Origin of the sequence: Mucilaginibacter sp. 3215 (assembly GCF_050433785.1) — a bacterium.
Lineage (GTDB): Bacteria > Bacteroidota > Bacteroidia > Sphingobacteriales > Sphingobacteriaceae > Mucilaginibacter.
Window position 1 is genome coordinate 47,247 of sequence record NZ_JBNPWO010000007.1, and the last position, 23,298, is coordinate 70,544.

The 23,298-nt window shown below is 41.1% G+C and carries 28 protein-coding genes; 15 read left to right on the plus strand and 13 right to left on the minus strand.

Going from position 1 to position 23,298, the window contains the following annotated elements:
• Window positions 1-37: 37 nt before the first annotated feature.
• A complete protein-coding gene (locus ABIC84_RS14065; protein WP_429263928.1) occupies window positions 38-481 on the plus strand; it encodes a hypothetical protein in 444 nt (147 codons plus the stop codon).
• A gap of 78 nt (window positions 482-559) precedes the next feature.
• On the opposite strand, the gene ABIC84_RS14070 is transcribed toward ABIC84_RS14065, so the two are convergent.
• Window positions 560-1,015, minus strand: coding sequence for a PA2169 family four-helix-bundle protein (locus ABIC84_RS14070; protein WP_373614117.1), 456 nt, complete (start codon window positions 1,013-1,015; stop codon window positions 560-562).
• Window positions 1,016-1,097: 82 nt separating this feature from the next.
• Window positions 1,098-1,265, minus strand: coding sequence for a phosphatidate cytidylyltransferase (locus ABIC84_RS14075; RefSeq protein WP_429263929.1), 168 nt, complete (start codon window positions 1,263-1,265; stop codon window positions 1,098-1,100).
• 361 nt (window positions 1,266-1,626) lie between these two features.
• Here ABIC84_RS14075 and ABIC84_RS14080 point away from each other — a divergent pair, with 361 nt between their 5' ends.
• The 6 genes from ABIC84_RS14080 (at window position 1,627) to ABIC84_RS14105 (ending at window position 6,886) form a co-directional block, all read left to right on the plus strand.
• Window positions 1,627-1,851 carry a hypothetical protein gene (locus tag ABIC84_RS14080; RefSeq protein WP_090524834.1) on the plus strand — a complete coding sequence of 75 codons (225 nt, stop codon included), beginning with the start codon at window positions 1,627-1,629 and terminating at the stop codon, window positions 1,849-1,851.
• A 97-nt stretch (window positions 1,852-1,948) separates the two neighbouring features.
• Complete coding sequence (locus ABIC84_RS14085) at window positions 1,949-3,451, plus strand: ATP-binding cassette domain-containing protein (protein WP_429263930.1); 1,503 nt, start codon at window positions 1,949-1,951, stop codon at window positions 3,449-3,451.
• Between the two features lie 153 nt (window positions 3,452-3,604).
• Window positions 3,605-4,729, plus strand: coding sequence for a cyclic dehypoxanthinyl futalosine synthase (mqnC, locus tag ABIC84_RS14090; protein WP_429263931.1), 1,125 nt, complete (start codon window positions 3,605-3,607; stop codon window positions 4,727-4,729).
• A 66-nt stretch (window positions 4,730-4,795) separates the two neighbouring features.
• Entirely contained in the window at window positions 4,796-5,347 is a 552-nt protein-coding gene (scpB, locus tag ABIC84_RS14095; RefSeq protein WP_321559630.1) for an SMC-Scp complex subunit ScpB, read from the plus strand.
• 140 nt (window positions 5,348-5,487) lie between these two features.
• On the plus strand, window positions 5,488-5,679 hold the full coding sequence (locus ABIC84_RS14100) for a hypothetical protein (protein ID WP_429263932.1): 192 nt from the start codon (window positions 5,488-5,490) through the stop codon (window positions 5,677-5,679).
• Between the two features lie 85 nt (window positions 5,680-5,764).
• Window positions 5,765-6,886, plus strand: coding sequence for a GNAT family N-acetyltransferase (locus ABIC84_RS14105; RefSeq protein ID WP_429263933.1), 1,122 nt, complete (start codon window positions 5,765-5,767; stop codon window positions 6,884-6,886).
• Window positions 6,887-6,909: 23 nt separating this feature from the next.
• Here the strand turns inward: ABIC84_RS14105 and ABIC84_RS14110 are convergent, their stop codons facing one another.
• The gene (locus tag ABIC84_RS14110) at window positions 6,910-7,251 is read right to left on the minus strand and encodes a helix-turn-helix domain-containing protein (RefSeq protein ID WP_090524822.1); all 342 of its coding nucleotides are present in this window, start codon (window positions 7,249-7,251) and stop codon (window positions 6,910-6,912) included.
• A gap of 310 nt (window positions 7,252-7,561) precedes the next feature.
• Here ABIC84_RS14110 and ABIC84_RS14115 point away from each other — a divergent pair, with 310 nt between their 5' ends.
• Both ABIC84_RS14115 and ABIC84_RS14120 read left to right on the plus strand, forming a co-directional pair.
• Window positions 7,562-7,969 carry an Rrf2 family transcriptional regulator gene (locus tag ABIC84_RS14115; protein WP_321559632.1) on the plus strand — a complete coding sequence of 136 codons (408 nt, stop codon included), beginning with the start codon at window positions 7,562-7,564 and terminating at the stop codon, window positions 7,967-7,969.
• Between the two features lie 53 nt (window positions 7,970-8,022).
• A complete protein-coding gene (locus ABIC84_RS14120; protein ID WP_426588978.1) occupies window positions 8,023-8,664 on the plus strand; it encodes an NAD(P)-dependent oxidoreductase in 642 nt (213 codons plus the stop codon).
• A gap of 136 nt (window positions 8,665-8,800) precedes the next feature.
• On the opposite strand, the gene prmA is transcribed toward ABIC84_RS14120, so the two are convergent.
• The 7 genes from prmA to mce all read right to left on the minus strand — a co-directional run bounded on the left by prmA (window position 8,801) and on the right by mce (window position 14,020).
• On the minus strand, window positions 8,801-9,637 hold the full coding sequence (gene prmA / locus ABIC84_RS14125; RefSeq protein ID WP_429263934.1) for a 50S ribosomal protein L11 methyltransferase: 837 nt from the start codon (window positions 9,635-9,637) through the stop codon (window positions 8,801-8,803).
• 55 nt (window positions 9,638-9,692) lie between these two features.
• Window positions 9,693-10,163, minus strand: coding sequence for a hypothetical protein (locus ABIC84_RS14130; RefSeq protein ID WP_176624038.1), 471 nt, complete (start codon window positions 10,161-10,163; stop codon window positions 9,693-9,695).
• Window positions 10,164-10,299: 136 nt separating this feature from the next.
• Window positions 10,300-11,064: a triose-phosphate isomerase gene (gene tpiA / locus ABIC84_RS14135; RefSeq protein WP_429263935.1), complete on the minus strand. Its 765-nt coding sequence runs from the start codon at window positions 11,062-11,064 to the stop codon at window positions 10,300-10,302.
• A gap of 116 nt (window positions 11,065-11,180) precedes the next feature.
• Window positions 11,181-12,365, minus strand: a complete 1,185-nt coding sequence (locus ABIC84_RS14140) for a GlmU family protein (RefSeq protein WP_426588985.1) — start codon at window positions 12,363-12,365, stop codon at window positions 11,181-11,183.
• Window positions 12,366-12,429: 64 nt separating this feature from the next.
• Complete coding sequence (locus ABIC84_RS14145; RefSeq protein WP_090524811.1) at window positions 12,430-12,678, minus strand: type B 50S ribosomal protein L31; 249 nt, start codon at window positions 12,676-12,678, stop codon at window positions 12,430-12,432.
• 122 nt (window positions 12,679-12,800) lie between these two features.
• Window positions 12,801-13,325, minus strand: a complete 525-nt coding sequence (locus ABIC84_RS14150; RefSeq protein ID WP_429263936.1) for a hypothetical protein — start codon at window positions 13,323-13,325, stop codon at window positions 12,801-12,803.
• Window positions 13,326-13,615: 290 nt separating this feature from the next.
• The gene (mce, locus tag ABIC84_RS14155; protein WP_429263937.1) at window positions 13,616-14,020 is read right to left on the minus strand and encodes a methylmalonyl-CoA epimerase; all 405 of its coding nucleotides are present in this window, start codon (window positions 14,018-14,020) and stop codon (window positions 13,616-13,618) included.
• Window positions 14,021-14,130: 110 nt separating this feature from the next.
• Here mce and ABIC84_RS14160 point away from each other — a divergent pair, with 110 nt between their 5' ends.
• From ABIC84_RS14160 to ABIC84_RS14170, 3 genes are all read left to right on the plus strand, one after another.
• Window positions 14,131-15,342 (plus strand): IscS subfamily cysteine desulfurase, encoded by a 1,212-nt coding sequence (locus tag ABIC84_RS14160; RefSeq protein ID WP_429263938.1) that lies wholly within the window; start codon window positions 14,131-14,133, stop codon window positions 15,340-15,342.
• A gap of 111 nt (window positions 15,343-15,453) precedes the next feature.
• Window positions 15,454-15,867, plus strand: a complete 414-nt coding sequence (iscU, locus tag ABIC84_RS14165; protein WP_426588990.1) for a Fe-S cluster assembly scaffold IscU — start codon at window positions 15,454-15,456, stop codon at window positions 15,865-15,867.
• Between the two features lie 134 nt (window positions 15,868-16,001).
• Entirely contained in the window at window positions 16,002-16,328 is a 327-nt protein-coding gene (locus ABIC84_RS14170) for a HesB/IscA family protein (RefSeq protein WP_090526181.1), read from the plus strand.
• A gap of 116 nt (window positions 16,329-16,444) precedes the next feature.
• On the opposite strand, the gene ABIC84_RS14175 is transcribed toward ABIC84_RS14170, so the two are convergent.
• Both ABIC84_RS14175 and ABIC84_RS14180 read right to left on the minus strand, forming a co-directional pair.
• On the minus strand, window positions 16,445-17,275 hold the full coding sequence (locus ABIC84_RS14175) for a nuclear transport factor 2 family protein (RefSeq protein ID WP_429263939.1): 831 nt from the start codon (window positions 17,273-17,275) through the stop codon (window positions 16,445-16,447).
• A 270-nt stretch (window positions 17,276-17,545) separates the two neighbouring features.
• On the minus strand, window positions 17,546-18,142 hold the full coding sequence (locus ABIC84_RS14180) for a short chain dehydrogenase (RefSeq protein ID WP_426588994.1): 597 nt from the start codon (window positions 18,140-18,142) through the stop codon (window positions 17,546-17,548).
• A 147-nt stretch (window positions 18,143-18,289) separates the two neighbouring features.
• Between ABIC84_RS14180 and ABIC84_RS14185 the strand changes: the two genes are divergently transcribed.
• Window positions 18,290-20,200, plus strand: coding sequence for an AMP-dependent synthetase/ligase (locus tag ABIC84_RS14185; protein WP_429263940.1), 1,911 nt, complete (start codon window positions 18,290-18,292; stop codon window positions 20,198-20,200).
• A gap of 197 nt (window positions 20,201-20,397) precedes the next feature.
• Window positions 20,398-21,600, plus strand: coding sequence for a DUF763 domain-containing protein (locus ABIC84_RS14190; RefSeq protein ID WP_429263941.1), 1,203 nt, complete (start codon window positions 20,398-20,400; stop codon window positions 21,598-21,600).
• On the opposite strand, the gene ABIC84_RS14195 is transcribed toward ABIC84_RS14190, so the two are convergent.
• A complete protein-coding gene (locus ABIC84_RS14195; RefSeq protein ID WP_429263942.1) occupies window positions 21,592-22,125 on the minus strand; it encodes a DUF4142 domain-containing protein in 534 nt (177 codons plus the stop codon). The genes ABIC84_RS14190 and ABIC84_RS14195 overlap by 9 nt on opposite strands.
• Before the next feature lie 444 nt (window positions 22,126-22,569).
• Here ABIC84_RS14195 and ABIC84_RS14200 point away from each other — a divergent pair, with 444 nt between their 5' ends.
• Window positions 22,570-23,214 (plus strand): response regulator, encoded by a 645-nt coding sequence (locus ABIC84_RS14200; protein ID WP_090524795.1) that lies wholly within the window; start codon window positions 22,570-22,572, stop codon window positions 23,212-23,214.
• Window positions 23,215-23,298: the final 84 nt, after the last annotated feature.

Consider the following 23,298-nt stretch of genomic DNA (forward strand, 5'->3'; position numbering starts at 1 on the left):
TTCTATTGGTATTGCTTAATGTGATACATAATAAAATATGAAATATTCTGAATGGAAAACGCTTAGTGCCGATGAGCGTAAAAGTATTGGCTGGCACCGCCATCCGCATATACGCACTGCTACCCTTTTTGCCATAGTTTTTGCGATAACATTTATTATTGTAGTGCTTGGCATAAGTAAAAACAGCACAATTCATCTTAACCGTAAACCAACTGCAAAGGAAGCTTTTACCATGGCAAAATTATTTGTAAAGGAAAAGCTGAAACAACCTCAAAAAGCGGTTTTTCCTGACAACAGTTTTAAATCGGTTATTGATACAACAACTAATAGCTACGAGGTACAATCAACAGTAAAAATTGAGAACGATAGTGGCAAAATGGAACAATCAGCCTGGGAAGTTAAAATGTTGTATACTGATGGTGACTGGGCCGAGAAAAATAGCTGGCAAGTTAAAAATATAAACATTATCCCTCAGCCATAAGCCATTTACTTAACAGTAATTATAAAAAAAAGGAGCAGTTATGAAACTGCTCCCGGTAGTTAATTAGTCATTAATAAATTAGTGAACAGTATCACGCAGGGCTTTAATCTCGTCATGAGCATCAAGCAGCTCACTTTCCTGCTGGCTGATCGTTTCGCGCAGGTAAGCTGGTAAATTTTCGTCTTCAAGCGCGGTACGGTATGCTTTTAAAATAGCATCTTCGCCAAATTCGCATTCCTCCAGTACGTTATGGGTATCATGCCCGGTAAACGCGGCTTTAACATCAAGCCAGGCCCTGTGTATTTTGCCACTGGTGGTTGTGCCGGTTTCAATGTCTTTTCCAAAAGCACTAACCTCTGTACCCAAAGCAAGCCTGTAACCCTGGCTTTGGCCAATAAACCTTGTAAAAAGCGATTTCAGTTCGGTGTCGCCATCCTTCAAATCTTTTGAGGCGCGTTGATAGCCCTCAATCCTGTCATTGTTGATCTGGATCAGATCATTTAAAATCTCTACGGTTGCTTGTGTATTTTCCATGATTAGATGTTTTTATATAATATCAACCCCTTTAAAATTAAATTGTTTAATTAATTATATAAAAAATAATCCAAAATGAAAATTAGCTTTTCCCCCTAAATAAAGAGATCACCCAAATAATAATAGCGATAACAATTATTACAGCTATGATACCGGTTACTGCCCCGGCTTTAAAAATATCGCCTATAACCGAGCACCCGCTCATAGTAAACAAGGCAAAAATGAATAATAAAAAGTGTGCGTTTTTCATGGTTAATGTTTGATAAAAAGGCATGCAATAATCAGGCCTTTTTAACCTCAGGCTTATTGTCGAAAACCAATTTCGATAACAGGATATTTAAGCTGATTAACTGTATAGGTATATATACAATATGCTTCCGGGGGGGATAAACAAACTGTCGCTTTTAACCGGAATTTAATTTTCGAATATTTTCTAAATAATCTCAAATTTTTAAAACCAAACACTGCCATAAAGCGTTCATATACATAAGTTATAAACCAATTAAACATATCAATAATTTATAGAAGGTTACATGTTTACACCGGCTGGCCACAGCAGGTGTGCTGGTTTAGCATAAAATAATTTATTAACAATTTATCTCCAACCAACTATGATAATACCGGTACAACCAAACATTCAATGTGAAAACTGCATTAAATGCGGTAACAGGCCTCATGTTGAACAGCATAAAAAATATTGGGTACTTACATGCCCTAACAAGAGCTGCAAAAATTTTGTAAAAGCGCTCACTATCGACTTTGCCACCTGGAACCGGCTTAATAAAAAGGCCAATGAAATACCGGCTACAACTGAAACCTTAAAACGCACGGCTTAATTACAGGAGAAGGATAGCAAGCGCCATAAATCCACAAAAATTTTTTATGGCTTTAACTCAGATGAGTACATTTACACGCTACTCTACTGGCTAAGTTATGACAAATGCACTTCTATCAATAAATAAAGCAACTGTACGTTTTTTAAACACAACATTATTTACCGGCTTAAGCTTTAATATAAACAAAGGCGAAAGCTGGGCCCTTATCGGCGAAAGCGGATCAGGAAAAAGTGCCCTGCTACAAACCATAGCCGGGCGTTTTAATATCACAGGCGGTGAAATAGATTATCATTTCTGGAATGATTACTCCAAATTTTTCAAGGCCGGTGATATTGCCACGCCACATAAGCTTATAGCCCTGGTTGAGCCTAAACATCATTTCCGCAACCTTTCAAACACTACAGATTTCTACTATCAGCAACGCTATAATTCTTCCGATTCGGAAGATGCGCTTACGGTTGCAGATTATCTTAATACGATACCACACTTTCCCGGCACCAATACATTCTGGACATTTGAAAGAGTAGTTTCATTATTACGGCTCGAACCACTGCTCAATAAACAGATCATCAAACTATCAAACGGCGAAACCAAACGCTTGATGCTCGCAGCCGCCCTGCTTAAAAATCCCGTATTATTAATGCTCGACAGCCCCTTAACCGGCCTGGATGTAAAAACCCGTAAAGAATTTAATGGCATTATTGAGCAGATCATGGTATCAGGTATTAACATCATAATAGCCACCTCCATCCATGAAATTCCAACTGCTATTACCCATGTCGCCGTGTTAAGCAAAGGGGTTATTATACACGAAAGCCCCAAACAGGATTTTAAAGCAGAACTTTTTGAGCAGGACAAAAGCGATACGATTGATACCAACGAGTTGAATGCCTTACTCAACATCGATAAAAACCCGACCGCTTACAAGCACATTGTAAAAATGGATCAGGTACACATTAAGTATGGCGATAAGGTGGTGCTGGATGATGTAAACTGGCAGATTAACCCTGGAGAACATTGGGCTTTGTTGGGTCCTAACGGGGCAGGCAAATCAACGTTGCTAAGCTTAATCAACGGAGATAACCCACAGGCTTATGCTAACAACATTATTTTATTTGATAAAAAACGCGGGACAGGCGAAAGTATCTGGGATATCAAAAAAAAGATCGGCTTCGTATCGCCCGAACTGCATCAATACTTCCCTACTGATAATAGCTGTTTGCAGGTAATCGAATCGGGTTATTATGATACCCTCGGCTTATTCAGGCCAAGCCATAAAGACCGTGCAGCGGTTGCTTTACGATGGATGAAGGCTTTGGAAATTGAAAAGTATGCCCGCGTACTGCTCAAAAACATCCCGGCAAGCGCACAACGCCTCTGTCTGCTTGCCCGGGCGCTCATTAAAAACCCGGCACTGCTTATTTTTGATGAACCCTGCCAGGGAATGGATGATCATCAGCAACTCCACTTTAAAAACCTGGTTGATACCATTTGCAGCCTGGGCAATGTTGCACTTATTTATGTTACCCACTATCAGCATGAAATACCCAACAGTGTTGATAAAGTTTTGAGGTTGGATGAGGGAAAGGTAGTTTCTTGAGCTGAAAGTCAAAAGTTGAAAGTTGAAAGCCGAAAGCTGAAGGAATAACAAGCTTTGGGCTTTTTGCTTTAGGCTTTCTGCTTTTCTATCTTTTTTGTCAATTATTTAACAGTCGTTAAAATCAAATTACCAACTTGCGTATATTTGCGTAATATGAATACAGCCGATCTGTTGCAGCGCGCGTTGCGGTTTGATTTTTTAACGCTTGAAGAAGGCGTTTACCTGTATAACAACGCCTCTACTGCCGAGTTGATGTACACAGCCAACGAACTTCGTAAAATACAGGTTCCGCATGGTAAGGTTACCTGGCAAATTGACCGTAATGTTAACACTACTAACGTTTGTATAGCCAATTGCAAGTTTTGTAATTTCTTTCGCCGTCCTGGTCATGAGGAAAGCTATATTACTGATATTGAAACTTATAAAAAGAAGATCGAGGAAACATTTCGGTACGGAGGCGATCAACTGCTGTTACAGGGCGGGCATCACCCCGATCTGGGACTGAAATTTTATACCGATCTTTTTCGCGAACTGAAACAGCTTTATCCGAAATTAAAACTGCATTCATTAGGTCCGCCGGAAATTGCGCACGTTGCCAAATTGGAGAGCATGCCGCATATTGAGGTACTAAGAGCGATGAAGGAAGCAGGCCTGGATTCATTACCAGGTGCCGGTGCCGAGATCCTGAACGACCGCGTACGCCGCCTGATATCCAAAGGCAAATGCGGCGGTAAGGAATGGCTTGATGTAATGCGTGCCGCTCACCAACTTAACCTGCCAACATCTGCTACAATGATGTTTGGCCACATTGAAACTATTGAAGAGCGCTTTGAACATTTGGTTTGGATCCGCGAGGTACAGGCCGAAAAACCCGAAGGCAACTATGGTTTTATAGCATTTATCCCCTGGCCTTTCCAGGATGACGGCACTCTTTTACGTAAAGTACGCGGTATCACGAATAATGTTACCGGCGATGAATATATCCGCATGATTGCCTTGAGCCGCATTATGCTGCCCAACGTTAAAAATATCCAGGCTTCGTGGCTTACCGTAGGTAAACAGGTTGCCCAAATTTGCTTGCACGCCGGTGCTAACGATTTTGGATCGATCATGATTGAAGAAAACGTGGTATCCGCAGCCGGTGCACCTCACAGATTTACCGCTAAAGGCATCCAGGAATCCATAAAAGAAGCCGGCTTTGAGCCCCAGCTTCGTACCCAGCGATACGAGTGGCGCGAAATCCCCGTTGAAATTGAAGAACAGGTTATAAATTATTAAGCCCTTAGTAGCAGTAGCAGTGAAAAAATAACTGCAACTAAAAACTGCAACTGCCACTGACTAAAAATGGAACAATACATAGAGGCCCTAATTTTTGCATCAGAGCAGGCAATCCGGTTGGAGGAGATCATGTATTGCCTCCAGGCTGCTTTTGAGCGTGATTTTAATATTGAAGAAGTAACCGATGCCATAGGCAGGATCCACGAAAAATATCAGCATCATAGTTTAGCTATTGAGCTGGTTAAAATTGGCAATGGTTATCAATTTCTCACTAAAAAGGAATATCACGCTGTTATTAACCTTTTACAACTGCAGCGGTCAAAGAAAAAACTAAGCCAGGCCGCTTTGGAAACCCTGGCTATTATCGCCTACAAACAACCCGTAACTAAGCCCGATATAGAGCAGATCAGGGGTGTAAACTGCGATTATTCGATCCAAAAGTTACTCGAAAAAGAGCTAATAGCTATAATTGGCAAATCAGAAGGGCTCGGAAAACCTATCCTTTATGGTACAAGCGCTTTGTTTATGGACTATTTTGGCATTAACAGTATCGAGGAATTACCTCAACTTAAGGACTTTACAAACAATACTGCTACCATTGGCGAGCAATCAGAATAATTTTAATTTCTGTTTTAAAAAAAACCATTTTTCATTATTTTTACTATTGAATCAATAGGGTAAAAGATTTTAGAAACGCTTTTCTTTATCTGATTTTAATTATTATTATTGACAAAGTTTAATTTATAAAATCCATTACAATGGGAGCGCCAAAGAAACCGAACACTAAAAAGATCGAAAACTCAGATAATGATCCTGATGATGATGAGTTTGACCCAAAAGTGAAAAAGAAGGTAGTTGATGACGATGATGATGATTTTGACGGATCATTGGATGATGATCTGGGCAGGGGTTACGAGTCATTCGATGACGACGACGAAGACGACTATTAATTCTTTTTAATACATAACATTTTATAAAGCATTCAGACTATGCCTCTGGATGCTTTTTTTATTATCTACCGGTAGCATACAATAAATGAAAGTAACAGAAGTAAAGGACAAAGCAACAAAAAAGGCTTTTTTAGATGTAGCCCGCATCATTTATAAAGATGACGATAACTGGGTTTGCCCGCTTGATAATGATATTGAAGCTGTATTTAACCCGGCAAAAAACAACTTTCATCAACATGGTAAATGTACCCGCTGGATCCTGACTGATGATACCGGCCGCCTAATTGGCCGGGTTGCTGCTTTTATTAATGAAAAAAAGGCATACAATTACGAGCAGCCAACCGGTGGCATGGGCTTTTTTGAGTGTATCGATAACAAAGAAGCTGCCTTTCTTTTGTTTGATACCGCGAAAAACTGGCTCAGCGAAAACGGCATGAAAGCCATGGACGGCCCCATCAACTTTGGCGAAAACGACAACTTTTGGGGCTTGCTGGTTGAAGGCTTTACCCCGCCCTCTTATGGTATGAACTATAATCATCCGTATTACCAGGCCTTTTTTGATGAGTACGGCTTTAAAACCCAGTACGCGCAGATCACTAACCATGTTGACGCTCATAAACCTTTCCCCGAGCGGTTTACCAAAATAGCTAATTGGGTAGCCAAAAAGCCCGGATACGATTTCAGGCATTTTGAAATAAAAGAAATAGAAAAATTCGCCGCCGATTTCATTGAGGTTTATAATGATGGATGGAAAGATTTTGAAAACTTTGTTCCTATCACATACGATACGATCATGGAAAGCTTCGAAAAAATGAAGCCCCTGATGGACGAAAAATTGATCTGGTTTGCTTATGTTGATGATGAACCAGCATCCTTCATGATCATTTTGCCCGATGCCAACCAGATGCTTAAACCGCTTAATGGCAAACTTAACCTGATAGGTAAGCTTAAATTTTTATATTACCGTTGGAAAGGTGTATCCCGCATGCGGGCTATTGTGATGGGCACGAAACAAAAGTACCAGAAGCACGGCCTTGAGTCGGCAATGTTTATAAAATTAAAGGAATATGTATTGCCTCTCAAGCGTTATGATGAGCTTGAACTATCCTGGGTAGGCGATTTTAACGACAAAATGATAGCTATCCATGAAGCAGTTGGTGCTACATTTGGCAAAAAGCATTTAACAATGCGTTACATTTTTGATTAGCCCGGCCAAACCGGGCCACCAAATTATGCGGTTACTTTTGAATGTCGAAGTTCTTCAAATAGCTCAATTACTTTTTTCTGCAAATCGATTACTTCAGTTTCACGGTCCATTAAGCGTTTGTTAACGGTTTCAAGCTCGTTAACAAATTTCTGATCCTGTTCGGTATCATTAAATGTAAGCAACTGAACTACTGACATTTCAAACAGGTTTGCTATCTGCTCAAGCCTTGATAAATTAATATCTGTGATCCCTGTTTCAATCTTTGAGAAAGCAGGAATTGAAATATCCAATCTCTTTGCAACATCCTCCTGGCTCCACCCCTTTTGATGACGTAATAATCTGATTTTTTTTCCGAGAGTTTTCATTTGGTTAAATTAATAGTGTAGGTTTCGCAAAAGTTAATTACTTTACAATAATATTTATTATCACGCTAATTATCAACTAATTTGCGTAATTTTTTATTTTAAAGTGTAGTTAATTGTTGCGATTGGCAAATCCCTTAAATTAAAGCAAATAAATCATTCTAAAACATACCTGCTACACGGTATTTTTTTCGAGCAATTTAGGTCTGGATTTTCATCCCATTGTAATTTAGTGCGCAAAAAAGCGCAAAAAATTCTTCTTTTTAAAATTAAAATTTCATTTTTGTACTGTAATATTTTTTATTACAGATAAATGAACGGACAATTTCAAATAGCAACTCATGTATTAACCCTGCTTTGCAAACAGCCGGGCGAGCTACTATCGTCTGACTATGTTGCCGGCAGCATGAACGTAAACCCTGTTCTGGTACGTAAAGAAATGCGCAAATTACGCGCCTGCGGGCTTATTGAAAGCAAGGAAGGCAAAACCGGCGGTTATAGCCTTGCCCTTCCTCCTCAAAAAATAACCCTTGCCGATGTTTATAAAGCTGTAAAACTGCCGCCGGCTTTAGGCCAGGCTAAAAATAAGCCCAATCCTGCCTGCCCCGTAGGCAAACAAATTGGAGCTCACCTTGATCATTTGGCCGATGAGGTTGAAGCAGCCATTATCAAAAAACTAAGCACCATAACCATTTTTGATTTTGTAAATCAATTTGATTAAAAAAATTTAGAATAAACTGTAACAAATTTAATTACAATATAAACGCAAAAACAATGAAAATCGCATTAATTGGAGCCACAGGTTTTGTAGGCAAAGCCGTTTTAAACGAAGCGTTACAACGTGGATACGAGGTAACTGCTATAGCCCGTAACCCGAAAACAGATATTGAAAACCCTAAATTAACACTCAAAACTGCCGATGTATATAACGTTGATGAGTTAACCGAAACGTTAAAAGGGCATGATGCTGTTGTAAACTCATTTAACGCCGGCTGGGGTAACCCTAACCTGTACAATGATTTTATTAAAGGGTCAGAGGCTATACAACAGGCCACTAAACAAGCTGGTGTAAGCCGCCTGTTGGTTGTAGGCGGCGCCGGCAGTCTTTTTATTGCTCCGGGCGTACAATTAGTTGATAGCCCTCAATTCCCCGCCGAATGGAAAACAGGCGCCACAGCGGCCCGCGACTACCTGAACATCATCAAAAAAGAAGAAGATTTAGACTGGACCTTCCTGAGCCCGGCCATACACCTGCATCCCGGCACCCGCACAGGTGTATACCGCACCGGTACAGATGAGCCTGTGTTTAATGACAAGCACGAACACGAAATTTCAGTAGAAGATTTGGCAGTTGCTATATTGGATGAACTGGAAAACAACCAATTTGTGAAAAGAAGGTTTACTGTAGGGTATTAGCCCCCTCTAAACCATATTAAACTGCGTCATTGCGAGGAACGAAGCAATCGCGAACTTTACAGAGCCGCCTTAAAAGCGGCCCTGTATATAGGGGATTGCTTCGTTCCTCGCAATGACGTGATGTATAATAGTTTCTTTACTTTATAAACTTAGCGGCTACCCAGTCTTTATCTTTTTTATGGGTAATGTATTTCAGGCCGTATTTGCGGGCTTCGTCGGTAATGATATCCAGGTCGGGCGATTCATAGAAACCACTGAAGTAAATCTCGCCATCGGTCTTTAACACTTCAGCATAACGCGGCATCTGGTCGATAAGGATATTGCGGTTGATGTTGGCCAGGATGGTATCATATTGCTCATTGGGGATAACTTCTTTTGACCCGCAAAGCGGTTTGATATTACCCACATTATTCAAAGCCGAATTTTCGATAGTGCTTTCATAGCAAACCGGGTCGTAATCAATGGCGGTGATATCGTCGGCACCCAGTTTGGCTGCCATAATAGCAAGGATCCCCGTACCGCAGCCCATGTCAAGCACTTTTTTACCGGCAAACTCATTTTCAAGCATCAGCCCCAGCATCATAGCTGTGGTTTGATGGTGCCCGGTACCAAATGCCATTTTGGGATCAATCACTATCTCATATTCAAACTCGGGTTTAGGTTCATGAAAGGTTGCCCGCACATAAATCTTATCCCCTATCTCTATAGGTTCAAAATTACTTTCCCACACCTCATTCCAGTTTTTCTGCGGAATGAGCGTTATCTCGTAACTAAAAGTGAACAGGTCTTTATAGGGTAATAATTGCTCATCAAGCGCCTGTTGGTCGAAAACATCTTCGGGAATATAAGCTTTAAAGCCAAGCTCAAGCTCTTCAAAAGTATCAAAACCTATCTCACCCAAAGCATTTATCAGCAGGTCTTGCTGGTAATCTTCGGTGGTGATGGTAGTAAAAAATAATTCGTAGTAATTCATTTTGATTTTTTTCGTTGTTAACCCACACCAGAAATCCGGTCGGCCGGCAGAGAATTTAAGCTGCAACTGCGGGTTCAACCGGCTCGCTATCTGCGCTTGTCCTCTTCCTGTCGAGTAAATACAGTACAACAAAGTTAACAATCCAGTAAACAGCTTGTATTTCGGTCATATACCACCAAAAACTAAACAGGGGGCTATATCCATCCTCGGGCAACCATATAATATAGCTTAGGGCCCCGGCAAATAATATACAAACCAGGGCAATGCAGGCTCCGGCAATAAAGCGCGCCGAAGCTCCTTTATGTTTAACCCAATTCCAAAGCGGTATGATGATCAGGTACTGTGTGAGGATTCCATCTGCAAGCAATAAGGGCCAAAAAAGGCTGAAGTAGGCCATGAGGCTATACAGGTTACCGTTACCAATTTCGCCAATGCGCATAGGGTGATCGGGCATATTGAGATATACAACCGCCCAAAATACGCCAAAGTCGACCAAAACGGGTAAAAGAACTTTTAAAAGCTTCATGCTTCTCTTAGATTTGAGACGTGAGATATGAGATTTGAGAGTTTACTTTTTTGTAAACAGCACAAACCCTCTTTCTGTTTGAAATTAAGTTTGGGCATTTTCTCAGATCTCATATCTAAAATCTCATATCTAATAATTAATTAAATGTTTTAACGATATCTGTAAAGTCGCGCGATTTCAGAGAAGCACCACCAATAAGGCCGCCATCAATATCAGGCTGAGCAAACAGTTCGGCAGCATTGATTGGGTTGCAGCTACCGCCGTATAAAATGGTAGTAGCATCGGCAACTTCCTGGCTATATTTAGCGGTAATTTCTTTACGGATGAACTCGTGAATTTCCTGAGCTTGTGCTGATGTAGCAGTTACACCTGTACCGATAGCCCAAACCGGTTCGTAAGCAATAACCAATTTAGCAAAAGCTTCAGCATCAAGGTGAAAGATGCCTTCAACCAACTGAGTTTTGATCACATCAAAATGTGTATTGGCTTCACGCTCCTGCAAGGTTTCGCCAATGCAGAAGATAGGGCGAAGATCATTTTTTAAAGCAGTATCCGTTTTTTTGGCAAGCAAAGCATTGGTTTCGCCAAAATACTGGCGGCGTTCTGAGTGGCCAAGGATCACATAAGCAGCGCCTGTCGATTTAATCATCTTAGCAGAGATCTCACCTGTGTAAGCACCTTTTTCTTCCTGGTGGGCATTTTGTGCGCCAACAGCAATTTTGCTATAACCTTTTGACAATTGCACCAGGCTATGAATGTGGATGAACGGACTGCAGATCACTGCTTCCTGCGTGCCGGTAGCCTCATCTTTTACCATGTTGATGATCTCTGAAAATAAAGCTAAACCTTCATTGTAATCAAGGTTCATTTTCCAGTTTCCGGCAACGATTTTCTTTCTCATGATTTTATTATTTTATTTATTAGTGAATGGTTGATTGGGTTGATTAGGTGAGTAGTTCATAAAGTTCAATTAAATGGTGATATTAACCCACTCACCTAATCAACCACTCACCAAAATCAAAACTGCCTATACTTCTCCGTCTGTTCAAATATGGCTGTTAATAAATTCTGTTCGGTTTCATCAAAATCACGGTGATCGCGGCGGTCGAACACTTTCTGAGCGGTTTCAAACATTTTATTGATCAAATAAACTTCGAAGCCCTGCGCGCCTCCCCATGAAAAGTCGGGCACAAAGTTACGTGGAAAACCTGCTCCAAAAACGTTGGCCCCTACCCCCACTACCGTACCGGTATTAAACATGGTATTGATCCCGCTTTTTGCATGATCGGCCATAATGAGGCCGCAGAATTGGAGGCCCGTTTTACGGAAACGTTGTGTACTGTAATCCCAAAGTTTTACTTCGGCGTAGTTATTTTTCAGGTTTGAATTGTTTGTATCAGCGCCGATATTACACCATTCGCCTAAAACCGAGTTGCCTAGGTAGCCTTCGTGACCTTTTGACGAATATCCCCAAATTACCGAATTATTTATTTCGCCCCCAACCCGGCAATACGGCCCAACGGTGGTAGCACCATAAATCTTAGTCCCCATTTTCACCTGCGAATGTTCGCAAATAGCAAATGGCCCGCGGATATGGGTACCTTCCCAAATTTCGGTATTAGCCGAAAGGTAAATCGGTCCGTTAGTTGTGTTAAATGTCGAACATTCAGCAACAGCACCTTCTTCTGCAAAAAAATCGTCGCCTATAATAACGTTGGTTAAACTGATAGCCGCGCTTGTTCGTCCTTTAGTAAGCAGTTGAAAATCTTTACGAAGCTCAATGTCGTTCTTCCTGAAAATATCTTCAGGGTATTTGATCGATACAAAAAGGTTAGAATAGTTTACCACACCGCCAAAATCAGCATTAGCGTCAAAGCTTTCCGCATTCCCGGCATTAAGTTTAACGGCTATTAGCTGGTCGTTGTATTTAAGCGCCTGCCCGGTTTGCAGTTTATCAATTGCTTCAACCAGGTTTTCATCCGGACATACAGCGCCATTGATAAAAACGTTATCAGCCTCAATATTTACCGGGAACTTAATCTTTAGGTAATCAAGCGTTTGAAAAGAATAAGCGCTTTTTAAATGCCTGGCCCATTTTTCGGCAATAGTAAGCATCCCGATACGAAGATCGGCAACCGGCCGGGTATAGGTAAGCGGTAACAGCGTATGGTGTGCGTTATCGTCAAAAAGGATAATTGCCATGGCGCAAAAATAAAAAAAGTCCCGACTGCAAAGCCGGGACTTGTAAATATTAATTAAACAAAAATTACTTTTTGTTGTAACGTGAGCGGAATTTGTCAATACGACCTGCAGTATCAACCAGTTTCATTTTACCGGTGTAGAACGGGTGCGAAGTGTGAGAAATCTCTAATTTAACCAATGGATATTCGTTACCATCTTCCCATTTAACGGTTTCGCGGGTATCGATGCAAGATTTAGTGATAAAAGAGTAGTCGTTTGACATATCTTTAAATACAACTAACCTATAGTTTGATGGATGCAGATCTTTTTTCATTATATTATATAAACTTACCTTCTGTACTTTACTTAAAAGAGGTGCAAATGTAATAATAAAAGTGTAATTCGGAATAGCAAAAATAAAAAGTTTTATTTTAATAATAAACCCTGCTTAACAGGTTAATTCCCAATACGGCTGGTTGCTGAACTTGATTTACCTAAATAAACTTTAGGCATCCTTTTTTTAAGCAATGCATGCAGTTTTATTGTATTAGCAGATAGTGTTGTCCAATCGCAAACACCAGAATAATTTATCCCCTGCCGTATATCATTACCATAGTTTATATAAATATCCAAATCGCCAACATAATCAGTGCAATGCCGGGTGTTTAATACCGGATATGAAACAATATTTTTAGCTATATAGAAAAGTGAATCCTGTTCGGCCTTCGTAAAAATCACTTTTGTGGTATCTCTTATAACTTTTTTAGGCCTTGGTGTAAAAATCGAGCCAATGTTTTGCCTTTCCACAAATGAGGTATCAAGACCGTTAATAATTGTAATTACTGTTCTGTGTTCAGAAACAATAATCAAAGTACTCCACGAATCATCTGATTCTTTTTTATTTTCATACTTTCTCTTAAAATCACAACCGACAACAGTTAGTAACAGGTAACCGAACAGTAAAATTGAAGTACATTTCATATTGAATAGGGCTTATATCACGGCAAAAGTCAAAATGGGATATCCGGGTTCAAAGATCAATTATGGCGTTACCGGCGGTCCGGGCTCATCCGCTCATACGCCTGCAGGCATTACGCTCGTGGGCCGGTATCCGCTACTATCCCTAACGCAAGATTAGTGATTAGTGATTGGAGGTTAGAGATTAGTTTGTTTTTAGGCAGAAGCCAGACTTACGAAGTTTTAAAAACTTCGTAAGTCTTAACTTTTATTTCAATAATTCGTTAATCGTTGAATTCTGGTTTAAAAAGTATCTAACCTCTAATCTCCTGGCACAACTCTACCAACACCCCATTAGCGCTTTTGGGGTGCACAAAGCAAACCAGTTTATTGTCAGCCCCCTGTTTAGGCTTATCATTTAACAAAACAAAACCCTCATTTTCAAGGCGTTTCATTTCAGCTCCAATATCATCTACCTCAAAAGCTATATGATGAATCCCCTCCCCTTTTTTAGCTATAAACTTAGCAATGGCGCTATCATCATTAAGAGCCTCGAGCAATTCAATTTTATTTGGCCCGCTTTGAAGAAAGGCGGTAACCACATGTTCGCTCTCTACAGTTTCGGTTTTATATACAGGTGTATTCAGCAATTTGGAGTAGATTTCCCCTGCTAACTTAACACTGTTAACTGCAATGCCAATGTGCTCCACTTTGTTCATGTCCAAATATTGTAAATTATTGGTCAGCTTTGGTTATTTGCGAAGGAATTTAGCTGAATTTCAATAAAAACTTGCGTATCTTTGTTTTGTTAATATATTTCAAAAGGACTATGAATATCCCAATTTATTTAGATAACAATGCAACTACACCGATGGACCCAAGGGTACTGGAGGCTATGTTACCATATTTTAACGAGAAATTTGGTAATGCAGCAAGCCGTAACCATGCGTTTGGATGGGTTGCAGAGGAGGCGGTTGATTACGCACGCGAACAGGTTGCCAAATTGATAGGCGCATCTGAAAAAGAGATCATCTTTACCTCTGGTGCTACAGAATCAGATAACCTTGCTATTAAAGGGGTGTTTGAAATGTACAAAGATAAAGGTAACCACATCATAACTACTGTTACAGAGCATAAAGCTGTACTTGATGCCTGCAAACACGTTGAAAAACTGGGCGGTAAAGTAACTTACCTGCCGGTTAAAGAAGATGGTCTTGTTGATCTTGCAGTTTTAGAAGCGGCAATGACGCCTGAAACCATCCTGGTATCTATTATGTATGGCAATAACGAAATTGGCGTTATTCAGCCGATTAAAGAAATTTCGGTTATTGCCCACAAACACGGCGCATTATTTATGACCGATGCCGTACAGGCTGTTGGTAAGATCCCTGTTGACGTTAATGCTGATGGTATTGATCTTTTGGCTTTATCAGCACACAAAATATACGGCCCTAAAGGTGTTGGTGCATTATATGTACGCCGTAAAGGACCAAGGGTTAAAGTTACAGCCCAAATGGACGGTGGCGGTCACGAGCGCGGTATGCGTTCAGGTACCCTTAACGTACCGGGTATTGTTGGCTTAGGTAAAGCCTGCGAGCTTTGCGGCCAGGAAATGGAAAGCGAAGCAAAACGCCTGTCAGCTTTGCGCGATAAACTGCAGTCGGCTTTAACCGTATTGGAAGAAAGCTATGTAAACGGCAATGTTGAACACCGCTTACCACATGTTGCTAACATTTCATTTAAATATGTTGAAGGTGAAGGCTTGATGATGGCCATGAAAGATCTGGCTGTATCATCAGGTTCGGCTTGTACTTCTGCTTCATTGGAGCCATCATACGTATTGAAAAGCTTAGGCCTGTCTGATGACCTGGCCCACTCTTCTATCCGTTTTGGCTTAGGTCGTTTCACTACCGAAGAAGAAGTTGATTACGCAATTGAAGTAACCAAAAAAGCGGTTACCCACCTGCGCGACCTTTCACCACTTTGGGAAATGTTTAAAGAAGGTATCGACCTTAACTCAATTGAGTGGGCAGAACATTAATTTAATTTCGGATTTGGGATTTTCGATTTCGGATTTACCATTTACGAATTGACATATAAGAGTTTTATAAAGACTCAGAACTTATAACTAACGACTTAGAACTTTAAAAAAATGGCATATTCAGATAAAGTAATCGATCACTACACTAACCCCCGCAATGTGGGTACTTTGGATAAAAGCAGCCACAAAGTAGGTACCGGTTTAGTTGGTGCACCTGAGTGCGGCGACGTAATGCGCCTGCAAATCCAGGTTGATGATAACAATGTTATCACCGATGCAAAATTTAAAACTTTCGGTTGCGGTTCGGCAATCGCTTCTTCATCATTAGCTACTGAGTGGCTTAAAGGCAAAAGCATTGATGATGCTATGAAAATCGACAACATGGATATCGTTGAAGAGCTTGCCCTTCCACCGGTAAAAATTCACTGCTCAGTATTGGCAGAGGATGCTATCAAAGCAGCAATCAATGATTTCCGCGTAAAAAACGGCTTGGAGCCAATTGAAAGCGAAAAAGTACATCACTAAAAAGACTTTAAGATGCAGGAGGCAAGAAAACAAGACTTTCCCTTATTTGTATCTTAAATCTTCATAGCATGGTACGCAAGAGACGAGTGAAAAATCTTGGCTCTTGAATCTAACAATCTTGACTCTTTTAAAAAATGGTAACTGTAACTGATAAAGCAAAAAGCAAAATAGAACACCTAATGCAGGATGCAGGGCTTGATGCCTCGTACTTTCTGCGTGTATCTGTTCAGGGCGGTGGTTGCTCTGGCTTATCATACAATCTTGATTTTGATAACGAAGAGAAAAAAGGCGATCAGTTTTTTGAAGACCAGGGCGTACGTATGGCGCTTGACATGAAATCGTTCCTGTATCTTGCCGGTACCGAGCTTGATTTTTCAGACGGGCTTAACGGCAAAGGCTTCAATTTCCACAACCCTAACGCCAGCCGTACCTGCGGCTGCGGCGAAAGTTTTTCGGTATAAATTCAACCTTAAAATAATTGAAAAGAGGCGCGATGAGCGCCTCTTTTTGTTTTACCATCTGCCGCGGGCTTCCAGCCCGTGGTTAAATATGGCTTCAGCTTTCAGCTGAACCATCATCAAAACATATCCTCCGGTTTAATGCCATCGGGTACAACCTGTTCCACACTCCAGTGTTCTGCAATTTTACCCTTAGCCACCCTGAATATCTCATAAAACACAAACGTTTTGCCGCTCCCGTTAAACTGTAATTGGGCTGCCACGAAATCCCCTTCAGCAATGAGCCTATGAATTTTAACAGATCGATCAGGCCCCGAAAGATAGTCTGCCAATCCCACGCCTGACGCGATTACAGAAGCATCATGCTCAACATAAGCGGCATCGATAAACTGATTAGCAGATTGTTTGCTTACAACCGCTTTGTAAAATTGATCGACAACAAGTCTGCAATCTTCCGCAGACGCATTAGGATCAACTTCAGTTGCGCCATTAGTAGCAGTTATAGTTTTCCCGCTTTCATCGGGGAGGGGCTGTATAGCATCCCAATGCTCTGTCAACATCCCATCTTTTAACTTAAAAAGGTCGATCACAGCCATCCGCTTCCCCATAAATGAAACATCAAGGTGAGTTACTACTAAGTCGCCATCCTGTATCGCCCTTACAATTGGCGACTTTGCATCTTCGGGAGGCGGCGGCAGCGTTTTCATGTAATTGATCATATCTGTGATACCTGCCCTCCCCTGTTTAACGGTTGGATTATGTTGTTTATACTCTTCGGCTATAAATTCTGGAATCAGCTCTGTTTTACGCTGCCCTACTATTTGTTTATAAAATGATAGTACTTTTTGTTTATTGGTTATAGTATCCATATAGATATATGATTTTGCTTCCCGGGCAGCGCATATTAAAATGCAGCATATGCCCAAAGTGAATACTTGAGTAATTTTCATTACCGGTTAAATAAAATTGATTGGAAATTTTGAAACAATACAAAACACTGCCGCGAATGCAGCGTGTCACCAAACCTGTATCAACAGGCTGGGCCCTTAGGCAACCCTTGTTTTATATGTGGAAATAGTAATTATGCAATGAAGATAGGGAAAGTTTGAAAAAGAAAAAAATGTCATTGCAAGCGCAGCGCGGCAATCGCACGCTACACAGGGTGGCTATACTTCCGTGCGATTGCTCCGTTCCCCGTAATGACATGTAGTTTGTTTTTATCAAAACACCTTGATCACCTGTCCTGTAATGGCCCCAAGTACGCTTTTAATGTAAGCGTTGGCTACCTTATCCATAGCAACGGGTTCATGGCCGGGGAAGTATTCAAAATAACCGGGCGAATCTTCAACAACACCGGGACTCACCGCGTTGATCCGCACACCATTTTGCAATTCAATGGCTGCACCTATTATAAAGGAATTTAGTCCACCGTTAATGGTGCCCAAATTCACGCCGTTTACAACCGGATCTTCCGATAGGATACCTGAGGTAAGCGTAAATGAACCTTTGGGATTAATATAATGCTGGCCTATCAGTACAAGATTTACCTGCCCCAGCAGTTTACTTTCAATACCTTTTTTAAAACCAGCAGGCGTCGTGCTGGTCAACGGGCCAAAATGCCCGGAACCGGTAGTACTAACAAGTGCATCAAAAGGGCCAACCTGCTTGTAAAATGCTTCTATCGATTCGGGTGAAGTAATATCCAATTGAAAATCACCACTTTTTGAACCTGCAGTAATAATCTCGTTTTTGCCTTGCAATGCTTCGGTAACTTTTTTGCCAATAGTTCCCGAAGCACCAATGATAATTATCTTCATAGTATATGTTTTTTGTACAAGTTAATAACTGTTTGCTTAAATGCGCATCATCACAAAGTAAAACGCACCCCGTCTGTCAAATACCTGTGTCAATGCTTGTTTTTATAAAAATAGATTTAGATTTGTTTCCAATATCCAATTATTTAAATGAGTAAAAATACCGAGCTTTCAACTGTTCCGAGTTTCATTCGCAATACCGTTGCAAAAATCCATCCTTTAGATCATACTTTCCTGCTTCATAAAGTTAAAGACACCTGGGTGGAGATCAGCTACGGTGAAGCCTTAGAAAAAATAGACGCGATTTCGGCCTGGTTCCTGCATATCGGTATCAGGAAAGGCGACAGACTGTCCCTAATCATCGAAAACGGCCCGAACTACGTTTATTACGACCAGGCCCTGCAACAGATTGGCGCGGTTAATACCTCCATATACCCTACCCTTACCGAAAATGAGATCGAATATATCCTGAACGATTCGGGGGCGCGTACCATCATTTGCGGCAACCCATTCCTGTTCAGGAAGGTTTTAAAAGTGGCCAACAACTGCCCGGAGCTGATCCGCCTGATCCCGGCATTTGATGATTTTGAAAAATTCAGTGATAAGGTAAGCTTAAATGCCGGCGTAATTGGCTTTGACCAGGTAATAGCCGAAGGCAGCAAATTGCTGGAGCAATATCGCCACGCCATTGATGCCGCCCGTGAAGCTATCTTAGCAACTGATACTTCATGCCTCATTTATACTTCGGGAACAACAGGTGTGCCTAAGGGGGTTGTGTTAACTCACCATAACCTCACGCAAAACGCTATCAATAGTTTAATCCAGATTCCGTTTGTTGAAAAAACCGACAGGTTTTTATCATTCCTGCCGCTATCGCATGTATTTGAGCGCACCATTTACCATATAGCTATTTACCGGGGATCACAAATAGCTTTCGCCCAAAGTTTGGAGCTGCTGGCCAAAAACATGGGCGAGGTTAAACCTACTATACTTTGCTGCGTACCCCGATTACTGGAACGCATCCACGACAAAGCCATCAAAAGCGGCACATCGGCAGGTGGCCTTAAAACAAAAATATTTCTTTGGGCATTTGAGATCGGTAAAAAAGTACGCCTGGTGCAGGAAGCCGGCAAATCGCCAAATGTTATTCTAAAAGCGCAACACGGCATTGCCGAGAAACTGGTATTCAGCAAGATCAAGGAAAAAACCGGCGGACAGCTGAAATTCATGGTATCAGGAGGTGGCGCACTGCCTAAAAACATCGGTGAATTTTTTGGCGATCTGGGCATTGTAATTTTAGAGGGCTTTGGCTTAACCGAAACATCACCCGTAATGGCGGTTACAGAACGTCACAGGGTAATTTATGGCACCGTTGGTCGTATTATTCCCGGTATTGAGGTGGCCATCCAGAATGTGGATACCAAACACATCTACAGCATCCAAACACACGATAACTTTAAAGAAGATACTCTTACCGAAGAAGGAGAGATCATTGTTCGCGGGCATTGCGTAATGAAAGGCTACTGGAACAAGCCCGAAGAAACCGCCACTGTTATTGATTCGCACGGCTGGTTCCATACCGGCGACATCGGCAGGTTTTTCCGCGGCAACCTTCAGATTACTGACCGTCTCAAAAATATGCTGGTGAATGCCTATGGTAAAAATATCTACCCTACTCCGGTAGAGAACACCTACCTCAAAAGCCCTAAAATTGAACAGGTGTTTTTAGTGGGCGATAAACGCGAATACATTGCCGCCATTATTGTGCCGGCACGCGAGACCCTGCAGGAAACTTTTAACCTTCAAAATGATTTCTTTGAACGCCCTGAGGTATTCATTAACGATAAAGAAATAGTTGACTGGATAGCCGCCGACATCAGGAAATACAGCAATGAGCTGGCCAAGTTCGAACGCATCAAATCGTTCAAGATAAAACGTAACCCTTTCAGCATGGATGAGGGTGAGATCACCCCTACCATGAAGGCCAAACGTAAGGTCATCGAAAAGAAATACGCCGCCGATATTGATGAACTGTATGTTGGGGAGACGGAGGAAGATTAGTTTTTGGGGATTACACCGATTAATTTTTGATTTCACCGATTTGAAAATCTGATTAGATTATTTTTGATTAATAACTTAAATGCCGTAGACTCAAATCTGCGGCATTTTTGTATCTATCAATTCGAAACTCATCAAACAATCGGTGTAATCTCAAAAAAACAATCGGTGTAATCCCAAAAAATACTAAATTTGTTAGCATGAAGCGATCCGGCAGTGCTGACTTACCTTTACATTATGGCTATGTACCGCAATGGCTTGCCGAGCGCATGGCTAAACTTGGCCTTGCTGTGGTAGAAACCATCGTGATGGACTTTGGCAAAGATGAAGTGCTTCGCCGGCTGAGCGATCCTTTTTGGTTTCAGAGTTTGGGCGCTGTTATGGGGATGGATTGGCATTCCTCGGGCATAACCACTTCTGTAATGGGCGCTTTAAAAAAGTCCATCAACCCGCATAGCCGCGAATTGGGCATTTATATCTGCGGCGGTAAAGGAAAACATTCTACTCAAACACCTGCCGAACTGGTTAAAGTTGGCCAAACCACCGGACTGGATGCAAATTACCTGGTAAAATGCAGCAAACTGAGCGCCAAAGTTGATAATACCGCCATACAGGATGGCTTCCAGCTTTATACCCATAATTTTATTTTAAGCGACACCGGCAAATGGGCCGTGGTTCAGCAAGGCATGAGCGATGTAAGCCGTACGGCCCGCAGATACCACTGGCATTCCGAACAGTTAAGCTCATTTGTTAACGACCCGCATACTTTCATCTATGGTAAGAACAGCGGCTATATCCTTAACATGACAGATAAGGAAGCGGATGGTTCGCGCAATGGGGTTATGCAGATTGCCGCCGAAAACCCGGGCATCATGATCAACGAGATTAGTAAACTGGTGATGCCCAGCCATCATGAAGTACATGCCAAAGATGTCGACCTGAAACGCCTTGGTGCCGTACTTTGGCTGGCACACGAAAAACAACCCAAGGATTTTGAAGACCTGCTCTTGCTGCAAGGCTTAGGGCCCCGCACGTTACAGTCGCTGGCCCTGGTAAGTGAAGTGATCCATGGCACACCATCCCGGTTTAAAGACCCGGCGAGGTTTTCCTTTGCCCATGGCGGCAAAGATGGTGCCCCGTTCCCGGTGCCTACCAAAGTTTATGACGAAACCTTAAGCTCCCTGCAAACGGCTATTCAAAAGGCAAAAATGGGCAACAGCGATAAAAATGAAGCTATCAAACGCCTTTCCCAAATAGCCGAAAGGGCTGAAAAAGATTTCACACCCAATGCCAACTTTGATAAAGTTATTGAAAAGGAACGTAACGACTCATGGAAATATGGGGGCCGTACCGTTTTTGGCAAAGCCAAACCACCTGTTGAGCAGCAATTAAAGTTATTTTAATGTACTGCTAATCAGCTTTGCAGTATCTAAATGAGCCTGTAAACCAGGTAACATTTTATTTGCAAAATCGGCAAGGCTTGTATTTCTCCGGTCTTTTCCTGCTGTTTTGTATAAAGCTATTTGTTCAGTATGATCGTTTATAACCAATTGGATATAGGCCTTGTCAAACGCGCCGGCATGTTTTGTATCCAAATCATTAATAATTTGCTGATGCATAGGGCTAATAACAACCGAATCGGCAATAAAATTATCGGTCCTTAGTTTTTTGAAATCATCTGCCAGCATAGTATGATCATCAATCATGAGCTTGGCAAACTGAATAACGCGCTGATTTTTTGAGTTCGCGATTGCCAAACCAGATGCTTTTACAGAGGCGAGGGTTGATTCTTCCCCGCTTTTAATAAACAATAAACCGTTATCATCAACCAGGGCCTTGTTATAATTATTGGCATGCCGGTTACTTTGGCATGATTGTGCCATCACTAAAGCAAACAGGAATAATAAAAAGCTGGTTAATCGGCTCATGTTAATAGTTTAGTGTTTCAATATAACAAAAAAAAGTCGCTGTGGTTTTTTTACTTATTCCGTCTAAATTCAGAATTTAATCATCGTTTAAAACAACTTGTTCACAGGCACTTAAAGTTAATATTTTACTGCCGATGGCGGCCTCAAAAAGAAACGGATTGTCAGTTTAAACATACACTTGGGCTATAAAAAACACATTTGTATTTATAGTTAATCTTTTTTATATTTAAATTAATTTGCATAACAGCTGCAGTTATAAAAATGTTAAAATGCAACTATTTTAGTCCATAATTATAATCAACTCAGCATTAGGGAATTGAATTTTATAAGCCTTAACAATCCTAACAAAATAGAAGCTGCTTTGTAAATATTTAACTACAAACCAACAAGGGGCATCAATGTTGAGGCAATTTAAAATGAACTACTAAACAAAACCTTTACACTATGGCTAGCACCGAAAAAATCACCTGTTATTGCTTTAATAAAGACTGCGCAAACTCCATATATAACGATGCCACCTGCTTATCGATACAAGTGCCACTTGAGGTTGCGTTATCACGTACCTTGAATTGCATTGAATGCGGTACCGAACTTTTGTCTCCGTTACTTATCGAAATCAAAAAAGATATCCTCAATCTTATTAAAGACGATCGGCACCGTTCGGTCGCTATCATTGATGATGACATTATTTTTCATGAAACGGTTAAAATCATATTGAAAGATAATTGGTTAAATGCAAGCTTTTATATGGATCCGGAACCTGTTTACAAAGCATTATATAACAACCGGGATAAACATGCAGAAATACCCAACATTATTTTTCTTGACCTCGATATGCCGGTAATGGATGGGTGGGAATTTTTAAAGTTATTCAATAACATTTACAGCTCATTAGTAAAACCTGTGTCGGTTTATATTATTTCAAACTCTGTTGACCCTGCCGATCAGAAACGGGCCAAGGCGTACCCCTTCGTTAAAAGCTTTATTTCAAAACCATTAACAAGGCATTTTTTGGGTAAGATAAATGAAGAGCTTTCAAGGAATACAATTGCTCTTGAAGCAAAACCGGCGCCTAACTGGCAGCAATAAATTGTTAATCAGGAAATGAAAAGGGAAAATTCAAGCCCTCTTTTGTGTTTTATGTGATTACACAAAAGCCGGGCCTAAGCTTTA

What these genes read in the sequence shown, in the direction of transcription:
- ABIC84_RS14085 (WP_429263930.1), top strand. Translation starts at nt 1,949, where the DNA reads ATGACAAATGCACTTCTATCAATAAATAAAGCAACTGTACGTTTTTTA.
- ABIC84_RS14115 (WP_321559632.1), top strand. Translation starts at nt 7,562, where the DNA reads ATGAACGGACAATTTCAAATAGCAACTCATGTATTAACCCTGCTTTGC.
- ABIC84_RS14180 (WP_426588994.1), bottom strand. Translation starts at nt 18,142, where the DNA reads ATGAAGATAATTATCATTGGTGCTTCGGGAACTATTGGCAAAAAAGTT.
- scpB (WP_321559630.1), top strand. Translation starts at nt 4,796, where the DNA reads ATGGAACAATACATAGAGGCCCTAATTTTTGCATCAGAGCAGGCAATC.
- ABIC84_RS14130 (WP_176624038.1), bottom strand. Translation starts at nt 10,163, where the DNA reads ATGAAGCTTTTAAAAGTTCTTTTACCCGTTTTGGTCGACTTTGGCGTA.
- ABIC84_RS14080 (WP_090524834.1), top strand. Translation starts at nt 1,627, where the DNA reads ATGATAATACCGGTACAACCAAACATTCAATGTGAAAACTGCATTAAA.
- ABIC84_RS14195 (WP_429263942.1), bottom strand. Translation starts at nt 22,125, where the DNA reads ATGAGCCGATTAACCAGCTTTTTATTATTCCTGTTTGCTTTAGTGATG.
- ABIC84_RS14075 (WP_429263929.1), bottom strand. Translation starts at nt 1,265, where the DNA reads ATGAAAAACGCACACTTTTTATTATTCATTTTTGCCTTGTTTACTATG.
- ABIC84_RS14145 (WP_090524811.1), bottom strand. Translation starts at nt 12,678, where the DNA reads ATGAAAAAAGATCTGCATCCATCAAACTATAGGTTAGTTGTATTTAAA.
- ABIC84_RS14175 (WP_429263939.1), bottom strand. Translation starts at nt 17,275, where the DNA reads ATGAAAATTACTCAAGTATTCACTTTGGGCATATGCTGCATTTTAATA.
- ABIC84_RS14070 (WP_373614117.1), bottom strand. Translation starts at nt 1,015, where the DNA reads ATGGAAAATACACAAGCAACCGTAGAGATTTTAAATGATCTGATCCAG.
- ABIC84_RS14170 (WP_090526181.1), top strand. Translation starts at nt 16,002, where the DNA reads ATGGTAACTGTAACTGATAAAGCAAAAAGCAAAATAGAACACCTAATG.
- ABIC84_RS14160 (WP_429263938.1), top strand. Translation starts at nt 14,131, where the DNA reads ATGAATATCCCAATTTATTTAGATAACAATGCAACTACACCGATGGAC.
- ABIC84_RS14100 (WP_429263932.1), top strand. Translation starts at nt 5,488, where the DNA reads ATGGGAGCGCCAAAGAAACCGAACACTAAAAAGATCGAAAACTCAGAT.
- ABIC84_RS14150 (WP_429263936.1), bottom strand. Translation starts at nt 13,325, where the DNA reads ATGAAATGTACTTCAATTTTACTGTTCGGTTACCTGTTACTAACTGTT.
- ABIC84_RS14105 (WP_429263933.1), top strand. Translation starts at nt 5,765, where the DNA reads ATGAAAGTAACAGAAGTAAAGGACAAAGCAACAAAAAAGGCTTTTTTA.
- ABIC84_RS14065 (WP_429263928.1), top strand. Translation starts at nt 38, where the DNA reads ATGAAATATTCTGAATGGAAAACGCTTAGTGCCGATGAGCGTAAAAGT.
- prmA (WP_429263934.1), bottom strand. Translation starts at nt 9,637, where the DNA reads ATGAATTACTACGAATTATTTTTTACTACCATCACCACCGAAGATTAC.
- ABIC84_RS14110 (WP_090524822.1), bottom strand. Translation starts at nt 7,251, where the DNA reads ATGAAAACTCTCGGAAAAAAAATCAGATTATTACGTCATCAAAAGGGG.
- tpiA (WP_429263935.1), bottom strand. Translation starts at nt 11,064, where the DNA reads ATGAGAAAGAAAATCGTTGCCGGAAACTGGAAAATGAACCTTGATTAC.
- ABIC84_RS14140 (WP_426588985.1), bottom strand. Translation starts at nt 12,365, where the DNA reads ATGGCAATTATCCTTTTTGACGATAACGCACACCATACGCTGTTACCG.
- mce (WP_429263937.1), bottom strand. Translation starts at nt 14,020, where the DNA reads ATGAACAAAGTGGAGCACATTGGCATTGCAGTTAACAGTGTTAAGTTA.
- mqnC (WP_429263931.1), top strand. Translation starts at nt 3,605, where the DNA reads ATGAATACAGCCGATCTGTTGCAGCGCGCGTTGCGGTTTGATTTTTTA.
- iscU (WP_426588990.1), top strand. Translation starts at nt 15,454, where the DNA reads ATGGCATATTCAGATAAAGTAATCGATCACTACACTAACCCCCGCAAT.
- ABIC84_RS14185 (WP_429263940.1), top strand. Translation starts at nt 18,290, where the DNA reads ATGAGTAAAAATACCGAGCTTTCAACTGTTCCGAGTTTCATTCGCAAT.
- ABIC84_RS14190 (WP_429263941.1), top strand. Translation starts at nt 20,398, where the DNA reads ATGAAGCGATCCGGCAGTGCTGACTTACCTTTACATTATGGCTATGTA.
- ABIC84_RS14120 (WP_426588978.1), top strand. Translation starts at nt 8,023, where the DNA reads ATGAAAATCGCATTAATTGGAGCCACAGGTTTTGTAGGCAAAGCCGTT.
- ABIC84_RS14200 (WP_090524795.1), top strand. Translation starts at nt 22,570, where the DNA reads ATGGCTAGCACCGAAAAAATCACCTGTTATTGCTTTAATAAAGACTGC.